Source organism: Lacimicrobium sp. SS2-24, from assembly GCF_002201535.1.
Taxonomy (GTDB): domain Bacteria; phylum Pseudomonadota; class Gammaproteobacteria; order Enterobacterales; family Alteromonadaceae; genus Lacimicrobium.
The window spans coordinates 224,944-241,835 of sequence record NZ_NIWW01000002.1; the positions used below are offsets into that span (position 1 = coordinate 224,944).

A 16,892-nucleotide genomic window follows, 5' to 3' on the forward strand; every position below is an offset into this window, starting at 1 on the left:
ATGTTAGGACTGAGCGACAAAGCGCTGGTCAGAACCGGCGCATTTATCAATGGTCAGTGGTGTGACACTGACGAGCGTTTTGCGGTGACCAATCCCGCTAACGGCGAGACCCTGGTACTGGTTGCCAATCATGGCGCCGATGGGGCGGAGCAGGCGGTGGCTGCAGCCCATGACGCGTTCAAGGTCTGGTCGGCCAAAAGTGCAGGGGAACGCGCCACGCTGATGCGTAAATGGTATCAGTTAATGATGGAGCATCAGGATGATCTGGGCCGCCTGCTGACACTCGAACAGGGCAAGCCGCTGGCTGAAGCCAAAGGCGAAGTGGCCTATGGCGCATCCTATATTGAGTGGTTTGCTGAAGAGGCGAAACGGGTTTATGGGGATACCATACCCTCGCCCTCAGGTGACAAAAGGGTGGTGGTGATCAAACAACCCGTTGGCGTGGTGTCTGCGGTGACTCCGTGGAACTTCCCCAATGCCATGATTGCCCGTAAAGCGGCAGCAGCATTGGCGGCGGGCTGTACCTTTGTGGTCAAACCAGCCGCAGAAACACCTTTGTCGGCACTCGCTATGGCGGAGTTGGCAAAACGCGCTGGTATTCCTGACGGCGTGCTGAATGTGATTACCGGTAAGGATTCCAAAGCCATCGGGAAGGTGCTCACTGAAGATCCCCGGGTTCGCAAATTTACCTTCACCGGGTCCACCCAGGTGGGCAAATTGCTGATCTCGCAATGTGCCGGCACGGTGAAAAAAGTGTCCATGGAGCTCGGTGGCAATGCACCCTTTATCGTTTTTGATGATGCTGACCTTGATGCTGCCGTGCAGGGGTTGCTGGTATCCAAGTTTCGTAATGCCGGACAAACTTGCGTGTGTGCTAACCGCATTTTTGTACATGCCAGTGTTTATGAGGCGTTCACTGACAAACTCACTGAGGCCGTGGAGAAGCTGAAAATCGGCGATGGTCTGGATGAAGGCACTCAGATTGGTCCGTTAATTTCCCGTGATGCGTTGGAAAAAGTACAGAACCTGATCAGTGAATCCGTTTCTTCCGGTGCCAGGGTGGTGGCTGGCGGTGAATCTGTGGATAAAGACTCATTATTCTTTAAACCCACGGTGTTGGCCGATGTCAGCAATGAGATGCCGGTTGCCAGTGAGGAAATCTTTGGTCCGGTGGTTCCTCTTATTCGCTTTGACGATGAACAGCAGGTCATTGCGATGGCCAATGATACCGACTTTGGCCTGGCCGCCTATTTCTATGCCCGGGATATCGGTCGCGTATGGCGGGTGGCCGAAGGTCTGGAGTACGGCATGGTGGGAATTAATGAGGGGGCGATTTCGAATCCGGCAGCGCCTTTCGGCGGTGTGAAACAATCCGGCAATGGACGGGAAGGGTCAAAATACGGTCTGGATGACTATTTAGAGTGCAAATATTTGTGCATGGGAGGAATCTGAGTGAGTACCAATGCCGCATTACAGAGTCGTAAACAGCAGGCCATTGCAAGGGGACAGGGCAATGTGTACCCGGTGTACGTGTCCCATGCCCGCAATTCGGAAGTGTGGGATGTGGAGGGCAATCGCTACATCGATATGGGTACCGGCATCGCGGTGTGTAATACCGGTCACGCACATCCTAAGGTGGTGGCTGCCATCAATGAACAGGTGCAAAAATTTTCTCATTCTTGTGTGATGGTGAATCCCTATCCACAGGCGGTAGAGCTGGCTGAAAAGCTTAATCACCTGATGCCAGGCCCATCACAGAAAAAGACCGTGTTTGTCAGTACCGGTGCCGAAGCGGTAGAAAATGCCATCAAGATTGCCCGTGCACACACCGGCCGCAGAGGGGTGATCGCGTTTAATGGCGGCTTTCATGGCCGCACCAACATGGCCATGGCACTGACCGGTAAAATTACGCCGTATAAATATCAGTTCGGACCTTTCCCGGCAGATATTTTTCATGTGCCCTTCCCGAGTCAGCTGCATGATGTCTCGGTTGAAGACTCTCTCAAAGCCCTGCAAAACCTGTTCAAAGTGGACATTGCGTCGCAGGACGTTGCGGCCATTATTATCGAACCTATTCAGGGAGAGGGCGGCTTTTACCATGCCCCCCCTGCGCTTCTGCAGGCGTTGCGCCGTCTTTGTGATGAGCAGGGGATTGTTCTGATAATGGATGAGATCCAGACGGGCTTTGCCCGCACCGGCAAGTTCTTTTGCAGCGAATATGCAGATGTAGAAGCCGACATTATGACCATGGCCAAAGGCATTGCCGGGGGCTTCCCCATCGCCGCCGTAGTGGGTAAAGCTGAGATCATGGATGCCCCACTGCCGGGTGGCCTGGGAGGAACCTATGGTGGTTCGCCCGTGGGTTGCGCGGCAGCCCTGGCGGTACTTGAGGTGATCGAGCAGGAGCAGTTGTGTCAGCGAGCCCTGGCTATAGGTGAGCAGGTCGGCGCAGCCCTTGAGCAGATTCGTAGCCGGCACCCTGAGGTGATTGGTGAAGTGCGTATAAAAGGAGCCATGATTGCCATAGAGCTGGTGCAGAATAGCGATCCGCATCAGCCCAATACTGCACTGACGCAGGCGCTGATTGCCAATGCGGCTCAGCAGGGATTGATCTTATTGTCCTGTGGTTTTTATGCCAATGTGATTCGCCTGTTGCCTGCCCTGACCATGGAAGACCGTATTTTGCAGGAGGCCCTGGGCAAACTGAGCGCGATGTTTGATCAACTCGCCTGATGATGCTGCAGGTTAAGAACAGCTATTCTTAGCCCGCAGGCATGTTGCCACCGGCTTACTCCCGGTGGTCATACCCCCAGCGTTGCATCAGTCGTTGCTCCACACCAAGATGGTCCAATAAGCGTGCCACCACAAAGTCCACCAAATCCTCTATACTTTGAGGCTGATGATAAAATCCGGGACTGGCGGGCATGATTGTGACGCCCAGGTTTGACAATTTCAGCATATTTTCCAGGTGCAAACTGGACAGCGGCATTTCTCTGGGCACTAGGATTAACTGTCCCTTCTCTTTAATCACCACATCGGCGGCACGTTCGATCAGGTTGTCACTGGCACCACAGGCGATGGCAGAGAGGGTTCCGGTAGAACAGGGACATATCACCATTTGTCTGGGGGCTGCTGAACCGGACGCTACAGGTGAAAACCATTCCTCTTTACCAAAGACGCGGATCTGGTCTTCAGCGGCAGCAAAGCGGTTGCTCAGCCATGCTGCAGCATCGGCGGGGCGGGCCGGTAATTTGATGTCCTGTTCGGTAGTCAGGACCACCCTGGCGGCAGAGGAGATGAGCACCAACACTTGATAATTCGCCTGCACCAATACTTCGAGCAAGCGCAGGGCATAAGGTGCACCTGAGGCACCGGTAATCGCCAGGGTCAGTTGTTTATCAAAGGCCATGTGTTTTCTCCAATGCCTGTATTAATTTTTCATGGATGCCGCCAAAACCACCATTACTCATGATCAGAATCTGGTCCCCCTGCCGCGCCTCTTTCACCAATGCATCGACCAGAGAATCCACCTGCTGATAGCTGGAAAAGGGGCGGCTACTGGCCCGTTGCAAGGTGTCTACGGACCAGTTTAATCCGTCGGGTTCGAACATATACACCCGATCGGCCTGTTGCCAGCTGGCGGCCAGTGTGTCCTTATGGATACCCTGCTTCATGGTGTTGGAGCGCGGCTCAAGCACCGCTAAAACACGCTTATCACCGACTTTTTCGCGCAGGCCTTCGAGGGTTGCCGCGATGGCGGTGGGGTGATGTGCGAAGTCATCATAGATACTGATATTTTTGACGACTGCGCGCAGCTGCATACGACGTTGTACACTCTTAAACTGGTTCAGTGCTGCAATGGCATCAACCGGACGCACGCCGGCATGGCGCGCAGCTGCCACCGCCATCAGTCCGTTGTCGCGGTTGTATTTACCCATCATGGTCCAGCTCACCCGCCCCTGAACCGCGCCATCAAGAACGATATCAAACTCACTGCCATCTTCGGCGTGATTTGCCGTTTGCCATTGTTGTCCGGTGGCTTCTGTCTCTGACCAGCAACCCTTATCTAATACCTGTTGCAGATTCTGATCTGAGGCGGGATAAATGATGCGTCCACTACCCGGTACCATGCGCAGCAGATGATGAAACTGGGTCTGGATCGCGGCGAGGTCGGGGAAAATGTCGGCATGATCAAACTCAAGATTATTAAGAATTAATGTTCTTGGTCTGTAATGAACAAACTTAGAGCGCTTATCAAAAAACGCACTGTCGTATTCATCGGCTTCAATGACAAAAAAGGGAGATTGGCCAAGCCGGGCAGAGATACCAAAATTTTGTGGTACTCCACCTATCAGAAAGCCAGGATTCAGACCAACGGATTCCAGGATCCAGGCGAGCATACTGGCCGTTGTGGTTTTGCCGTGTGTGCCCGCCACCGCCAGCACCCAGCGATCTTTAAGCAGGTTTTCCAGCAACCACTGAGGTCCGCTGGTGTAAGGCAGATTACGCTCCAGCACATATTCGACGGCGGGATTACCGCGACTGAGGGCATTGCCAATGACCACCAAATCCGGTTGTGGCTCCAGCTGCGCCGGGTCAAATCCTTCGGTCAGGGTAATATCCAATTGTTGCAGCTGAGTGCTCATCGGTGGGTAGACATTCGCATCACTGCCGGTAACCTTATGGCCCAGTGCTTTGGCCAGTGCCGCAATGCCGCCCATGAAGGTACCGCATATGCCGAGTATATGAATATGCATAAAAATTTAAAATTAACTGTGACGTTGACTGCCGCAAAGCCTATCAGAATCAGGCTAACAGCGACAGACTAACTGATCTGGGTTACAATCGCGGAAAAAAGAATAACTCTACTCCCTACACCTACAATCTGATAATGCAAAGGTTTATGAAATGAAGCGACTGAACACACAATTGCAAGAGGACGATTGCCCTCTTGAGTTGATTCTTCTGATTCGGACTCTGTTGGCTGCCTGTAAAGAGATCTCGTTCCGGGTGAGTCAGGGTGCCCTCGCCGGGGTACTGGGGTCAACCCTGAGTGACAATGTTCAGGGCGAGCGGCAGAAGAAACTGGATGTGATTTCCAACCAGATCCTCAAGGACATTCTCAGCGAGTCGGGCTATGTTAAGGCGATCTCTTCGGAAGAAGAAGATAAGGTCATTGGCTGTACTAATGATGGCAAATATCTGATCAGTTTCGACCCTCTGGATGGTTCTTCGAATACCGATATTAACAGTCTTATCGGAACCATATTTTCTGTGATGCATGCACCGCAATGGATGGATCCCGACGACCCGTCGGCCTTTCTTCAGCCCGGTACACAGCAAGTGGCCGCCGGTTACGTACTCTACGGCCCCTCTACTATGCTGGCGATGACGACGGGCAGAGGCACGCATCTGTATACGCTGGATAAGACCCATGGCGGTTTCCTGCTCACCAGAGAACGGGTTCAGGTGCCAAAGGAAACCCAGGAGTTTGCCATCAACACCTCTAACCAGCGCCATTGGGAACCCAGTATGCAAAAGTATATGGCAGATTTGCTGGCCGGAGATCAGGGGCCCAGGGGCAAAAATTACAATATGCGCTGGGTTGCTGCCATGGTCGGTGATATTCATCGCGTGCTGTGTCGGGGCGGTATTTTTGCCTACCCCTGGGATAACCGCGAGCCAAACAAAGCCGGCAAATTACGGCTGATGTATGAGGCTAACCCCATGGCCTTTTTGATGGAGCAGGCCGGTGGTGCCGCTTCAACAGGTAGAATGAGAATTCTTGAAGTTATGCCTGACGATATCCATCAGCGGGTACCGGTTATTCTGGGTTCTGCCGATGAGGTGGAAGCGTGCCTGACTTACTATAAAGACTAGTCTGCCTACCTATTCAGTGCTGTCAGAAGCTATGGCAGCACTGATAATGCTCGCTACCAGCTCCAGCACCTGTACATCGACATCATCAAAGGCCTCGGTTTTGGAGGAAAATACTTTGAGTACCCCTACCAGCGCACCATCTGTGCGCAGAGGCACCACCAGCATTGAACGCAGGCCCACTTTTTTACAGGCTTCGGCATCCACCCGACTATCGTTGTCGGAATCCTTGCAATTTAATACCTGACCTTTTTTGATACAGAGCCCCGAAAGACTGGCTGCAGCTTTGAGTCGCAGACCGATATTCTCCCGTGCCTTGCCGGTTGCGGCCACATACACCATCTCGTCCCCTTCCACCATTTCTACCACGGCACCACTGGCAAAGGTAAGCTCTGTCGCCAGTTCTGCCATGCGCTCCATGGCACCCTGCGCATCGAGGTGCTTACGGATAATATCGGTCTGGGCAGCAATCACCAACAGCAACTGCTGTTTGGTCAGCAAGGACGCAGAGAGGGGAGAATGAGTAAGCATAGACGGTGGGTGTCTCCTTTAATCGTCATCGCATTCGCAGTCTGGCTGTGGTTGCTCTTTACTTTAACAGGTGAGGGTCAAATGCGTGACCGAGTTTAAGTGTTTTGGTACGTATATACACCCTGTTATCGTCGGTAATACCGTGATCAATAGGGGTTCTGGCGACGACCTCAATACCCAGATCCTGTAACGCCTGGATCTTGCGTGGATTGTTGGTCATCAGACTGACTTTTGTCACCCCAAGGCAATCAAGCATATAACGACAGATGCCGTAGTCGCGCAGATCGGCATCAAAACCTAAGTGTTCGTTCGCTTCTACCGTGTCCATCCCTTTGTCTTGCAGATGGTAGGCGCGGATCTTGTTTAACAACCCTATGCCTCTGCCTTCCTGACGTAAATACAGCAACACCCCTCTGCCCTGCTCAACAATGTTCTGCAGGGCTTTTTCTAATTGTGCACCACAATCACAGCGCGTGCTGAACAGTGCGTCACCGGTCAGACATTCGGAGTGGATGCGAATGGGCACGACCTCGTCGGGCTGCCAGTCTCCGTAAGATAGCGCCACATGCTCCTGACCACTGTCCTTTTCCACAAAACCGTGAATAGTGAACTGGCCCCAGCGGGTTGGCAAACGGGCTGAGCTAATATAGTCAAAATGTGGATCTTGGTGTTTCATCGGAGTCCGGGAGTCAATCATCTTCACAGCAAAGGCGCCATTATACACTTAACAGGCCATCAGAGTGCGACATAGTTCAAAAAATGGTACCTGTAAAAGCCATGGTCAGCGTGTCGTACTGAGGCCATACAGGCCCAAACTATAGGGACCGCAGAAACAGAAAACCAGTCACAAAAACTGGCCAGACTAATCTGTTTTTGTGGATGATATGGTTAGTGGTGAAAATGCATTAATATCGGCGGGTTTTGCCACCCCATAACCCTGCGCATAATCGACGCCAATTTTACCCAGCTCAATCATGATTTCCTTGCTTTCCACAAACTCAGCCACGGTCTGCATGCCCATGGCTTTGGCAACCTCTTTAATGGACCGGACCATGGCCATGTCAACGGGGTCTACCAACAGATCTTTGACAAAGCTGCCGTCTATTTTAACAAAATCAACGGGCAGACTTTTGAGGTAACCATAAGAAGAAAAGCCGCTGCCAAAATCATCCAGGGCGAACTGGCAACCGAGCTGATGAAAGGTTTTTATAAACTGAAGGGTTTCATCCATCTTAATGATGGCCACGCTCTCGGTGATTTCGAAACAGACTTTGTGGTACGGAATGGCATATTTTTCGAATGCGTTGAGCACAAAGAGTCGCAGCTCTTTATCGCCCAACGAGTGCCCACTGAGGTTTATATTGGCTTTGATCAGTTCTTGCTTATGCTGCGGGTGTTCGGCCAGCCATTTGAAGTAATGTTCTATTACCCATTTATCGATCTGGGCGGTCAGATTATAGCGCTCGGCGGCGGGCAAAAAGAAACCCGGTGATACCAGTTCATCATTGTCACCGCGCATGCGTAGCAGAATTTCATAGTGATGCCCTCCCGCCAGTTTATGCAGGGGATGATAGTGCTGATAGAAAAGCTCGAATCTGTCGTGTTGCAGCGCCTGATTAATCAGTGAAACCCAGTGCAGTTCGGTTTCATATCGCTGAATTTTTTCATCTTCCTTGGAATAGGCATGAATCTGATTGCGACCTTCCTCTTTGGCCATATAACAGGCTGAGTCGGCCATACTGAGCAGTTGTTCTGAGCTATGAATATGTTTGTCATAGGGTACCAGCCCGATACTGATGCCCAGGGTGAATATCCGGTTTTCCCAGACAAAACGGAATTGTTGCAGTACATTCAGCAGCTTATTCGCCAGCAAGTAAGCCTGATCTTCACTGGCCTGGTCACCCTGTAGCAATACACCGAATTCATCTCCGCCCAAACGGGCCAGCAGACCTTTGCCTTCTACTACGTCGTTTAACTGTTTCGAAAGCTGCTTGATCAGCACATCGCCCGCTTTGTGACCACAGGTATCATTGACCACTTTGAATTGGTCGAGATCCATATATAACAGGGTTAGCTCCTCGCCATTGAGGTTAGCCTGTTCCAGCGCTGCCTTGAGACTGCGTTCGAACTCCCTGCGATTATTGACCCCGGTTAGCGGATCGTGGGTGGCCATATATTCGAGGCTGAGGTTAGACTCTTTGCGTTCGGTAATATCAAAAATGGTACCGAAGAGGAAATCTTCGTTGTGCTCATTGCGCAACTGGACGGAGATGGAAAACCAGAACTCGGTGCCGTCCCGGCGCACGCCACGAATTTCCTTGCCCATGACGACCCCTTTCTCGCGTAAGTCCTCAACCAGCTTTAGCCGGTCCTGCTGGTTGGCGTAAAACTGCGCCGTAGTGCGGCACTCCCTTAGCATTTGCTTTTCATCGTCATAACCAAACAGGCTACACATGGCCGGATTGGTGGTAATCAGACGGCCGTCTATGGTGGAGGTGTACAGACCCTCGGCGGAGTTACGGAACAAGTCGTAGAAGCGACGCAAGTCATTAATAGTGTCACTCTGACGCTGCTGGCGATGCAGGGTTTTCATTTGTTCATGGGCTTCTAAAGCCAGGGCGATGAGCAGCACGCCGAAGAGCACCAGTAACATCATATACAGACTCAGGTCGGCGTCCAGAATGATGCCACTGAGATAAAGCCCAGCCTGCACCAGTGCCACAAGGGCAATGCAGGACCACCCAATGGCGTAGATTCTGTTCGGTCTGCCATCCCGCCGATTACTGAAAAGCCAGGCGAGCATAAATTGCAGAGCAACGGTGGCACCGGCCAGACCAATCGCGACAATCAGCTTCCAGTAATCGTTCAGAACCAGGGCACTGAAAAATAACAAATATGAGAGGACATAGGATGCGTAGCGCCAGTACAGAGGTACGCCGCGAAGCATCAGGTGTGACACTTTGGCGGCATTAAACAGAACCAGTGCCGCTAACGCCGTACTGATCACTGAAATGTATTTGGATAATCCGGGAATGAGCTGCGCGAGAATGCCTTCCAGATTAAGGAATAGCAACATAAAGCTGAGACTGGCCAGCGAGAACCAGAATCGCACCGGGCTTCTGAGTAACACGTAAGTGATCAGGTAATAGCAAAACAGGATCGCCAGTGCTCCCCCGATCATGCCGATCAGAGCCATGTTCGCCTGTTCTGTCTTGATCACACTCTCGTCACGCCATAACTCGGCGGAGAACACCATGGGTCCGCTGTCAGCAATTCGGAAATACACATCCAGTTGCTCGCCCGGGTACATGTCCAGACGGCTGACAAAGTGCCGATGATTCAGTTCTCTGGCTGATAACGGGCGCTTTGCCCCCATCATCAGGGCTTTACGAATGCGTCCTTTATCATCCAGTACATGGATATCCACCTCGTCCAGACTGGGATTGGCAATGATAAGGTCGAAGCGCTCCTGTCCCCCCACGTCGTTTCTGACCCGGATACGTCCCCATAGACTCTGGTCTGCTGCCAGCGGCTCTATGCTGTAGCCGCTGTGCCAGTCAGCACGATGCTGTACCTCGGACAACAAGGCATATTTTTCAGTACGCAGAAATTCGGCGTTCTCTTTGATATCCAGGTACTCAAACTGTGCATCCAATATCAGCCGCTGCTGCGCGACCGCCGTCAGCGGAATCAGCAACACATTGCACAGTAAAATCAGAAACCCTAGTCGCTTCAAAGCATTACTTCGTTATTGTGATTATGCTGCCAGTATAAATTCTTTGTTCTGCCTTGAAACCCCAAAGATTAAAAATCATGCAATTGAATTGGCAACATTGGAATCCGATAGCCGCTTTTACTATGCAATACCCTCAGTTAACTGGTAGCTTATACTCTCCACCAGTCGCTCCGCGCCTCGGTTTTGAGGGGAGGAAAAAGGGGATAGCCCTGACTTGTGATCTTTAACGGTATTATGCGAAGGACCTTGTTATGAAATACATCATGTTGCTGACTGCCCTTGTTCTCAGTGCCCCTGTGTTATCTGCCGACAAAGAAGCCGGCGAAGCCAAATCTGCCACCTGTGCGGCCTGTCATGGCAGCAAGGGTATTTCCGCCATTCCCATGTACCCGAATCTGGCCGGCCAGAAAGAGGCGTATCTGGCTATCGCGCTGAAAGCATATCGGGACGGCACCAGAAAGAACATGGTTATGGGGCCTATGGCCAAACCCTTAAGTGATGAGGACATCGCGAACCTGGCAGCCTACTATGCCAGCCTTGATCCCCGCGGCGAGTAAAGTCGTCGGCTGTCTTGCGCATGCGAATCTTATTGATTGAGGCCGATGCGCAGCTTCGACAGCAACTGAGTCTGGTACTGCAAACCACTGGCGGATATGAGGTGACACCGGTCGCCAGTGCGCAGCAGGCTGTATCGCCATTGCTGAGCCAGGCCTTTGAACTGGTTCTGGCCCGCAAAGATCCCCTCGTGACGATGCCGGTACAGCTACAAAAAATTGGCTATGGCCCGGCGCCCGACAGGCTGCCTGAAAACTGCTTAGGCTGGATTGTCCAGCTGCATCCTGTTGTCGGCTTTGCAGAACAGATCAGAAACCTCTGGCATTCCCAGTAAGTTACGACATATTGCCTCTATCCACTGCCAGTGCTGCCAGAAGCAGGATTAGCACCAATAAGACCGGCACAGCAATGTAGTGCAGCGTTGCGCTAAGTGGTAGCGCTTGCTGTAACCAGAAAACCATTGCCCAGCCCGCACTGAGAATTAACATGACTAAACACACTTTCTTGGTGACACACATGGTTTACGCTCCCTGGTTCCAGGCTGCTTTTGCCCGGAAAAGTTGATGGATTTTTAGTCTACGCTCTTGTCTAAAAGAAAATTAGTGGCAATAATGATAAAAAAAGTGCCAATATAGACATCGAGCGTGAAATGAAAAAGATTGCCATTCTGGCCACCGACAATGCACTGGGATCGGAGTTGATGGGGGTCAAGGACTTTGTGGCTTTCGCCAATTCCTACCAAAGTTTTTTGCACCCGGGCACAGAACCTCTCTTTACCAGTGATATTTACTCATCAGATGGGCGGGTGATTACTTGTTCCAATGGACTGTCGGTGCCGAGCCTGAATATCAGTAAGCTGGAACAGGTTGATGCACTGATTGCGGTGGCGGCCTACGCCTATAATAAAGAATCTTTGTTCACATATTTAAATCAGTCGCAGGCTATGGTGCCCATAATGCAAGAAGCGGTGAACAGTGGAAAAAGGCTGGCCAGCCATTGTGTGGGCACCTTTGCGCTGGCTGAGGCGGGTATTCTGGATGGCAGGCAGGCCACCACCTGCTGGTGGATGAAGGAGGTATTTGCCCGCCGCTACCCCAAAGTCGAGATGATTATGGATCGTCTGGTGGTGCAATCGGATAATGTGACCACGGCCGGTGCCACGACGGCGTTTTCCAACATGCTGATGGCACTGGTGGAGGACATGAGCGATGCCCAGTTTGCCAGCGGGCTGTCAAAAGTGCTGCTCCTCGATCGCCAGCGTCTGTCGCAGCAGCCCTTTATTAACCCTGCCCTGGTAATAGGCCACCGCGATAGTGTGATTACCAATATTCAATTATGGATGCGCAGGCACTACACCGAGGCGGTGTCTCTCGATCAGCTTTGTGACCAGTTTGCGCTGACTAAACGCACGCTGATACGCCGGTTTAAGGCTGCTACCGGGCAAACGCCTCTGGTGTATCTGCAGCAACTAAGAGTGGAAAAAGCGAAGAGCCTGCTGGAGGCCACCGACCAGTCAGTAGAACGGATTGTGGAGCAGGTTGGTTATGACGATCCGGCGTCATTCCGACGCCTTTTCGTCAATCATACGCAGCTGACGCCTAAGGTGTACCGGCAACGATTCGGGTTGAATCCTACTGCGTCTTAATCTTCTTTAAGCTGCTTTTCGAGCTCAAAAAGACGGGCTTCCATGGCCTCAAGTTTCTCCCGGGTGCGCTGTAACACATGCGTCTGCACATCAAACTCTTCGCGGCTGACAAAATCCAACCGGCTCAGTTGTGACTGCAACACCTGCTTGACTCTGGTCTCAGCACCTTCGGCCATATTCCTGACGCCGGGAGGAATAGAATCCGCGATTTGCTTGGCAATTTCTTCAATTTTTTTAGGGTCTAACATGCTCTGGCCTTATTTATCTTCATGACGGCAATAATAGCAATGTCACAGCGCCTTGGCATCAGCTGAGTTTATCCTTCATCTCCCAGGGAGGCAGAATCAGCCCTTCTTCGGCTGGCACCGGAAACAGTGCAATCTGGATATCATCTTCTTCCAGACCAGGCAGCCAACGCTGTAGCCAGTCTTCCAGGCTGATGCGGTATGCCCGGCACTGCGACCAGTCACCATTAATCCAGTCCTGGGCAAAGACCTCATCGGGCCATACCGGGATGCAGTCCTCATCGTCTGAAGTCAGAATCATGGCGCCGTCATCATCAACCAGCGTCCAGATATCGCCCTGTTGTTTGATTGTGGTGAATAAATACTCTGCGCGCTGCTCCGGATTTTGCGCCAGCAAACTGTACTTATCTTGTGATACGGGGTTCATAGCATTACTCCGACAGGGCTGATGACAGGATTTGGGCATGTTCGATAAGATCATGGCCCAGATCAGTGAGATAACCGCCGTCCGGCTGATCAATGATGCCTTTTTCATACAGGCGCGAGGCCGCGGCAATCACCGCAGCATCGGCATCCTGATGGATTTTCAGGCCCTGGTGCAGGCTGGATAATGGGAATTTGAGCAACAGGTTTAATTCTTCAAGCATGGGCTGGGTAAAAGGCATAACAGACTCCGCATTGATTGGTCGTGCCTGAGCCCTGTCTAGCTTTCGTGCTCAGTCACCGACTTTCTTATACCGACCATCGAACAGACTCAACCACGTCTGCCCCATGTCTTTACTGGACTGCCAATGTTGGCGCACAGTGTTGTCCTCCATATTGGGTGTCCAGGTGATTCTGTGCAAGACTTTTTCGCCTTCGGCAGTGATCCCCTCACCGCTAAGACGCATACTCTGTTGTTCGAGGCGACCCTCCAGCACCAGTAATACCCCCTGGTTATCTACCCAGGTCTGGTGCCAGACCTGGCGCGTTGAATCGTAGATATTAAGGCTTCTTCCGCTGTAACCTGAGGGCGTTGTGTAGTGCTCGCGGATGGCACAATTGTCCAGGTCTTTGCTGATTCGATTCGTACCGGCGAGCTTACCGTCGGCGTAAACCTGCCATTCACCCAGCCAGAAATCAAACTGCTGGTAGGAAGAGGACTGACATGTCGCCAGCACAGGGAATGAAATCTGCATCAATAGCAGGCACACTAACAGGATTCTCATGGGCTTCTCCGATATACTTGCAGGGCACCTTTGAGCCTAGCCGAAGCCACACCATAATGGCAGTGTGCTGGTATTGAGTGGGGATTAGCCGTGACAAGAGGTCAGGGCGCTGCAATGGGTTTGACGCCTATAACACTTTTATTAATCGCACGCTGAGGATTGCCTGCTGATGAAGTACAAAGACCTGAGGGATTTTATTACTCAACTGGAAGCGACCGGTGAACTGAAACGGGTTACCCAGGAAATCGATCCGGTACTGGAAATGACAGAGATCGCCGACCGGACGCTGCGTGCACAGGGACCAGCTATTCTGTTCGAAAATCCCAGAGGCTATGATATGCCGGTTCTGGTTAACCTGTTTGGTACGCCTAAGCGGGTTGCACTGGGCATGGGGCAGGATTCGGTCGAAGCCCTGCGTGATGTGGGCAAATTACTGGCCTATCTGAAAGAGCCGGATCCGCCCAAAGGTTTTAAGGAGTTGTGGGAAAAACTGCCGCTGTTCAAGCAGGTATTGAACATGCCTGCAAAGGAGCTAAAAAAAGCGCCCTGCCAACAGATTGTCAAACAGGGTGATGAAGTGGACCTGACACAGATCCCGATTCAGACCTGTTGGCCGGAGGATGCCGCTCCGCTCATTACCTGGGGGCTGACTGTGACCCGGGGTCCGCACAAGAAACGTCAGAATCTGGGCATTTACCGTCAGCAGTTGCTGGGTCCTAACAAGTTGATCATGCGCTGGCTGAGCCATCGCGGCGGTGCGCTGGATTTTCGCGAGTGGTGTGAACAGCATCCCGGCGAGAATTTTCCCGTTTCCGTTGCTCTTGGCGCGGACCCGGCGACCATACTTGGGGCCGTAACACCGGTGCCCGACACCCTCTCAGAGTATGCTTTTGCCGGTCTGTTGCGGGGTGACAAGACGGAAGTGGTGAAATGCATCAGTAATGACCTGCAGGTACCGGCGAGTGCCGAAATCGTGCTGGAGGGTTATATTGCACCAGGCGAAACCGCGCCTGAAGGACCCTATGGGGATCACACCGGTTACTATAACGAGATTGATGAGTTTCCCGTGTTTACGGTAACCCATATTACCCACAGAAAAGATCCCATATATCACTCTACGTATACCGGCCGGCCACCAGACGAACCGGCGATTCTCGGGGTCGCCCTGAACGAAGTCTTTGTGCCGATTCTGCAGAAACAATTTCCTGAAATCGTTGATTTTTATCTCCCGCCCGAGGGGTGTTCGTACCGTATGGCGGTGATTACCATGAAAAAGCAATACCCGGGTCATGCCAAGCGGGTCATGATGGGGGTATGGTCTTTCCTGCGCCAATTTATGTACACCAAGTTTGTGGTGGTCTGTGATGATGACGTCAATGCCCGCGACTGGCAGGACGTCATCTGGGCGATCACCACCAGGATGGATCCGGCAAGGGACACCACGCTGATCGAGCATACTCCTATCGATTACCTGGATTTTGCCTCGCCGGTATCCGGTCTGGGGTCAAAAATGGGCCTGGATGCCACCAATAAATGGCCGGGTGAAACCAACAGAGAGTGGGGACGCCCGATAGTGATGGATGATAAGATCAAAGAAAAGATAGACAGTATCTGGGATCAACTCGGACTGGATTAAGGGTATCAACACAGACCATGTCAGAATTTAAATGTAAAGTCATCGCAATCGAACCGCTCACCGAAAATGTTCAGCGAATTCTGTTGCAACCCCCTGGTCAGCCTGACTTTAAGGCCGGACAATATATCCGCGTGGTCATGGATGAGGGGGATAAACGTCCCTTCTCTATTGCCAATGCCCCTGACGACTCTGGCCTGATCGAACTGCATATCGGCGCGGCAGAGCATAATCCCTGGGCCATGCAGGTGATTGAAAGAATGCAGTCAGCGGCCGAGATTACCCTGGACGGCCCCCATGGCAATGCTTATGTACGTGAGGATGGGCCACACCCGACGATTCTGATGGCGGGGGGCACCGGCTTTTCTTATACCTGGAGTATTCTTCAGCAGCTGCTCAGAACTCCATTAAAAGAACCATTATTCCTGTATTGGGGAACCCGTACGGAAGCCGATATGTATGCCCTGGCGGAATTGGAAACATTGGCCAAGGCCCATTCGAAATTCCGCTTTGTGCCGGTACTGGAAAACCCGTCATCTGGGTGGCAGGGACGATCGGGACTGGTGCATCAGGCGGTGCTGGAGGACTTCGTTAGTCTGGAGCCTTACAGAGTCTATATCGCAGGTCGTTTTGAGATGGCCGGTGCAGCGCGGGAAGATTTTCATCAGCAGGGACTGATGCTGGAAAACCTCTACGGCGATGCCTATGACTTTATCTGATCATGGTCAGTCACACGGGACTTAGCCAATAACCCTGCTGTCAGGGTAAAAAAAAGCCAGTGCAAGACTGGCTTTTTTTGTGTCGTGCCGAAGAGGTTATTTTTGCTCTGACAGCCACACCACCAGATCGACGATTTGGTCTGGTGTCATATCGCGGGTAAATTTGGCTTTATACTTGCCGTTGACGATAAAGGCTGGCACGCCACCGAGATGCTGACGATAGGTTTCAATATTCTTATTATTGCGCCCTACCATGTTGTTGACGCCAAAGCTCTGCGCCAGTTTGTCGAACTCTTCCGCTTCCACACCCTGCAACTGAAAGATGTTTCTCAGATCACGCATTTCCGTGATGCTGGCGCGTTGCTTGTGGATATAGTCAAAGATGGCCTTGTTGAACTTTTCTTCTTCTTTTAGGGCACGACCCACCAGCATGGCGCGGGTGGCGCTTTCCTGAGTTTCCTTTTCTGCAAAGCCCATGAAGTTGACGTGAACCTTGGTAAATTTGACGTTGTCGTCAATTTTACTCTTCATCTGCGCAACCAGCGGCTCAAAGGCGTTACAGGCGGGGCACCAAAAAGAGAAAAACTCCATGATTTCCGGTTTCGCCGTGGCGTCATCGGCAATCACTTCATAATGCGTTCCTTCCTGCCAGATTTGCTGCTGAGCGCAGGCTTGCAGGGGAAAAATCAGGGCAAAGGCCAGCAGGCCAAACAACTTTTTCATAACGTGTCTTATCCTTTAAA

Annotated in this window: 19 protein-coding genes; 8 read left to right on the forward strand and 11 right to left on the reverse strand. The window is 51.9% G+C overall.

The annotated features are described in order from the left end of the window. Both CCY32_RS04830 and gabT read left to right on the forward strand, forming a co-directional pair. Entirely contained in the window at positions 1–1,452 is a 1,452-nt protein-coding gene (locus CCY32_RS04830) for an NAD-dependent succinate-semialdehyde dehydrogenase (RefSeq protein WP_088329460.1), read from the forward strand. Next, positions 1,453–2,733 carry a 4-aminobutyrate--2-oxoglutarate transaminase gene (gene gabT, locus CCY32_RS04835; protein ID WP_088329461.1) on the forward strand — a complete coding sequence of 427 codons (1,281 nt, stop codon included), beginning with the start codon at positions 1,453–1,455 and terminating at the stop codon, positions 2,731–2,733. 55 nt (positions 2,734–2,788) lie between these two features. On the opposite strand, the gene CCY32_RS04840 is transcribed toward gabT, so the two are convergent. Further along, the gene (locus CCY32_RS04840; protein WP_088329462.1) at positions 2,789–3,409 is read right to left on the reverse strand and encodes a flavin prenyltransferase UbiX; all 621 of its coding nucleotides are present in this window, start codon (positions 3,407–3,409) and stop codon (positions 2,789–2,791) included. After that, positions 3,399–4,757, reverse strand: a complete 1,359-nt coding sequence (gene mpl / locus CCY32_RS04845; protein WP_088329463.1) for a UDP-N-acetylmuramate:L-alanyl-gamma-D-glutamyl-meso-diaminopimelate ligase — start codon at positions 4,755–4,757, stop codon at positions 3,399–3,401. The genes CCY32_RS04840 and mpl overlap by 11 nt, the downstream gene beginning before the upstream one ends. A gap of 151 nt (positions 4,758–4,908) precedes the next feature. Between mpl and CCY32_RS04850 the strand changes: the two genes are divergently transcribed. Further along, positions 4,909–5,880, forward strand: a complete 972-nt coding sequence (locus tag CCY32_RS04850) for a class 1 fructose-bisphosphatase (RefSeq protein WP_088329464.1) — start codon at positions 4,909–4,911, stop codon at positions 5,878–5,880. A 9-nt stretch (positions 5,881–5,889) separates the two neighbouring features. On the opposite strand, the gene CCY32_RS04855 is transcribed toward CCY32_RS04850, so the two are convergent. From CCY32_RS04855 to CCY32_RS04865, 3 genes are all read right to left on the reverse strand, one after another. Beyond that, the gene (locus CCY32_RS04855; protein WP_088329465.1) at positions 5,890–6,408 is read right to left on the reverse strand and encodes a GAF domain-containing protein; all 519 of its coding nucleotides are present in this window, start codon (positions 6,406–6,408) and stop codon (positions 5,890–5,892) included. A gap of 58 nt (positions 6,409–6,466) precedes the next feature. After that, positions 6,467–7,084, reverse strand: a complete 618-nt coding sequence (gene ribA / locus CCY32_RS04860) for a GTP cyclohydrolase II (RefSeq protein WP_088329466.1) — start codon at positions 7,082–7,084, stop codon at positions 6,467–6,469. Positions 7,085–7,270: 186 nt separating this feature from the next. Next, a complete protein-coding gene (locus CCY32_RS04865) occupies positions 7,271–10,144 on the reverse strand; it encodes an EAL domain-containing protein (RefSeq protein WP_246840532.1) in 2,874 nt (957 codons plus the stop codon). A gap of 251 nt (positions 10,145–10,395) precedes the next feature. Between CCY32_RS04865 and CCY32_RS04870 the strand changes: the two genes are divergently transcribed. Both CCY32_RS04870 and CCY32_RS04875 read left to right on the forward strand, forming a co-directional pair. Next, positions 10,396–10,701, forward strand: coding sequence for a cytochrome c (locus CCY32_RS04870; RefSeq protein ID WP_088329467.1), 306 nt, complete (start codon positions 10,396–10,398; stop codon positions 10,699–10,701). Between the two features lie 20 nt (positions 10,702–10,721). Further along, positions 10,722–11,033, forward strand: a complete 312-nt coding sequence (locus CCY32_RS04875; RefSeq protein ID WP_088329468.1) for a response regulator transcription factor — start codon at positions 10,722–10,724, stop codon at positions 11,031–11,033. Between the two features lies 1 nt (position 11,034). Here the strand turns inward: CCY32_RS04875 and CCY32_RS17180 are convergent, their stop codons facing one another. Beyond that, positions 11,035–11,187 (reverse strand): hypothetical protein, encoded by a 153-nt coding sequence (locus CCY32_RS17180; protein WP_168171423.1) that lies wholly within the window; start codon positions 11,185–11,187, stop codon positions 11,035–11,037. A gap of 161 nt (positions 11,188–11,348) precedes the next feature. Here CCY32_RS17180 and CCY32_RS04885 point away from each other — a divergent pair, with 161 nt between their 5' ends. Then, the gene (locus tag CCY32_RS04885) at positions 11,349–12,344 is read left to right on the forward strand and encodes a helix-turn-helix domain-containing protein (protein WP_088329470.1); all 996 of its coding nucleotides are present in this window, start codon (positions 11,349–11,351) and stop codon (positions 12,342–12,344) included. Here the strand turns inward: CCY32_RS04885 and CCY32_RS04890 are convergent. From CCY32_RS04890 to CCY32_RS04905, 4 genes are read right to left on the reverse strand one after another with little or no spacing between them, the layout of a single operon-like run. Beyond that, entirely contained in the window at positions 12,341–12,592 is a 252-nt protein-coding gene (locus CCY32_RS04890) for an accessory factor UbiK family protein (RefSeq protein WP_088329471.1), read from the reverse strand. The two genes, CCY32_RS04885 and CCY32_RS04890, sit on opposite strands and share 4 nt — an antisense overlap. 58 nt (positions 12,593–12,650) lie before the next feature. Then, the gene (locus tag CCY32_RS04895; RefSeq protein ID WP_088329472.1) at positions 12,651–13,016 is read right to left on the reverse strand and encodes a DUF2750 domain-containing protein; all 366 of its coding nucleotides are present in this window, start codon (positions 13,014–13,016) and stop codon (positions 12,651–12,653) included. Between the two features lie 4 nt (positions 13,017–13,020). Further along, positions 13,021–13,254 carry a TIGR02647 family protein gene (locus tag CCY32_RS04900; protein ID WP_088329473.1) on the reverse strand — a complete coding sequence of 78 codons (234 nt, stop codon included), beginning with the start codon at positions 13,252–13,254 and terminating at the stop codon, positions 13,021–13,023. 51 nt (positions 13,255–13,305) lie between these two features. Continuing rightward, positions 13,306–13,797: a hypothetical protein gene (locus CCY32_RS04905; protein ID WP_088329474.1), complete on the reverse strand. Its 492-nt coding sequence runs from the start codon at positions 13,795–13,797 to the stop codon at positions 13,306–13,308. A 169-nt stretch (positions 13,798–13,966) separates the two neighbouring features. Between CCY32_RS04905 and ubiD the strand changes: the two genes are divergently transcribed. Both ubiD and fre read left to right on the forward strand, forming a co-directional pair. Continuing rightward, the gene (ubiD, locus tag CCY32_RS04910) at positions 13,967–15,433 is read left to right on the forward strand and encodes a 4-hydroxy-3-polyprenylbenzoate decarboxylase (RefSeq protein WP_088329475.1); all 1,467 of its coding nucleotides are present in this window, start codon (positions 13,967–13,969) and stop codon (positions 15,431–15,433) included. 17 nt (positions 15,434–15,450) lie between these two features. Continuing rightward, positions 15,451–16,149 carry an NAD(P)H-flavin reductase gene (gene fre, locus CCY32_RS04915; protein WP_088329476.1) on the forward strand — a complete coding sequence of 233 codons (699 nt, stop codon included), beginning with the start codon at positions 15,451–15,453 and terminating at the stop codon, positions 16,147–16,149. Positions 16,150–16,245: 96 nt separating this feature from the next. Here the strand turns inward: fre and CCY32_RS04920 are convergent, their stop codons facing one another. After that, positions 16,246–16,872 carry a thiol:disulfide interchange protein DsbA/DsbL gene (locus tag CCY32_RS04920; protein ID WP_088329477.1) on the reverse strand — a complete coding sequence of 209 codons (627 nt, stop codon included), beginning with the start codon at positions 16,870–16,872 and terminating at the stop codon, positions 16,246–16,248. Between the last annotated feature and the right edge of the window lie 20 nt (positions 16,873–16,892).